At 55.0% G+C, this 1,937-nt stretch carries 2 protein-coding genes and 1 pseudogene; all 3 read left to right on the forward strand.

What is annotated here, in order from left to right:
* A pseudogene (locus tag RA29_RS23735) lies at nt 1-124 on the forward strand (IS30 family transposase); the annotation flags it as partial.
* Between the two features lie 331 nt (nt 125-455).
* Nucleotides 456-1,034: a tetratricopeptide repeat protein gene (locus tag RA29_RS21605; protein WP_193743617.1), complete on the forward strand. Its 579-nt coding sequence runs from the start codon at nt 456-458 to the stop codon at nt 1,032-1,034.
* Nucleotides 1,000-1,937, forward strand: a 938-nt coding sequence (locus RA29_RS21610) for a hypothetical protein (protein ID WP_152613120.1), incomplete at its 3' end; no start/stop codon positions are given. The genes RA29_RS21605 and RA29_RS21610, both read left to right, overlap by 35 nt.

Genomic DNA, 1,937 nt, shown 5'->3' on the forward strand with positions numbered 1-1,937 from the left:
GCAAACCTGGGTCGGTGACCTCTCTTCCCCCTGGCAGAAAGGCACAGTCGGTAACACCAATCGCCGTGCCCGAAGATGGCTGCCGAGGACGCGCGACATCACGGCAGTCTCAACCTCTCGGGACATTGCTATGCAATGCCCTGCCAAAGTCTTCCGCGAAAAGATGAAGGGAGGAAATGGGCCAGAGCACCTACCCCAAAAGCAATAGGAACCGCGGTGCAGGTATCGCTCACACGCAAAGTTAAAGCGTCCCACATCTGCAAAGTAGAAGTGTCACACTCTGCCACATCTGATAGGTAACACTTGGAAAATGGGCATCGTCTATACACAGCCGGAGATGTATGAAAGGCGCTCACAGCGAGCTGTGTGGAAGTGTTGGTACGCATCACCGAGTGTCGTATCACTATGCAGACTGTGACATAACGCGCACGCCTTACTTTCGTACAAGGACCTTCATGACTGTACCCGCTGCTTACGCCGCGATGTATCACACATTGCAAACCATGCTTGCGCAATTACCCGAAGCGGCCGTGTCTGACCCAAAGGCTGTACCTGTGCGGGCGGCTCTGACCACGATTTGCCGCACATTGGGGGACATGACAGCCGCAGATGCGCTATATGCGCAGATCCTGGGTGTTGATCCCACCCACGAAGGGGCCCTGATCGGGCAGATGGATGCCGCGATTGCACGCGCCGATTATGATGCGGCCCTCGCTTCAAGTGCCGCAGCCCTGCAACAGCGGCCCCACAGTCTCTTATTCCAGCGCAAGAAGGCCCATGTGTTACAGGCCACAGGGCGCAGGCAGGAGGCACTGGATATTCTGCAGACTGCGCATGACACACGCCCCCATGATGTGCCAACGATGCTGGCGCTTGCAAACCTGCAGCGCACATTGGGGGACATGACAGCCGCAGATGCGCTATATGCGCAGATCCTTGAGAGCAACAAAGCTCACTGGCCCGCGTTGCAGGCCCGTGCCAAGATTGCCGAGGCACGTGATGATATCGAAACTGCGATCTCTTTGCTGGAATAAGATCGCTCAACACCAAATGATACCTGATCGCGCGCTTGAATTGCTACGCCTGTATGTGAAGGCGGATCGCTTGTCGAAGGCAAAGCGTGTTTCGGCCCATCTTGCCAGCCGGATGGACATGATCACAAACGCACAATTGAAACAATTCATTGTCATAGCAGGAACGCTAGATCAGGCAGATGCCATATCTACCGCCATAGGCAGTGTTAAAAACCGTTCCTTGATCGATCTGGAATTGGCCAAGGTGTTGTTGCGGATTGCTCATGTGGCCGAGAATGAACCACTGGCGGATCGGGTCGAGAGCGCGTTGTGCGACCGGATAGCACCCGCGGAATTGTCTTTGTTTCGTATCGAGGCCACGCGTATGCGGCAGGGGCCTCAGGCTGCGCTTTCTCTGGCATTGGCAACACGGTCAGCGGCGCGGGATCCTCGCATGGCTACAAGCCTGGCTCGGCTTTTGATCGACACTGGGCGGAAAGAACTGGCCTTGCGCTATTTACTTCTATGTGTGCGGCGCTGGCCGAATTCCCTGCCGGTACTGAAATCACTAGCGCACGCCTTCATTCAGGCGGGTCTTCCAGAAAAGGGTCTGGAATGGTTCGAGGCGCATCAAAGTGAAAAGATTGTAGGGCCGCTCGCCGATGTATACGTGCGGTTCCTCCTGGTTTTGGGCCGGTTGGAAGAGATTGTTGAACACATCAAGACCGAAATAGCTGCAGGGCGCAAATCGGCAGGAAACATTATGCTTTTGCAGCTTTTATGTACCCTAGGTCGACCAGAAGAGGCCGAGAGCGTCGCTACCTTAATGAAAGCCAACCCACAGCATGCCAAGAGAAATCGGGTGCATTTTTCGATCTCGCTGCTTGGAACCCAATTGAACGAATTACGCTTGTACCGCCAGAT

The organism is Tateyamaria sp. ANG-S1, from assembly GCF_000814025.1.
GTDB lineage: Bacteria > Pseudomonadota > Alphaproteobacteria > Rhodobacterales > Rhodobacteraceae > Tateyamaria.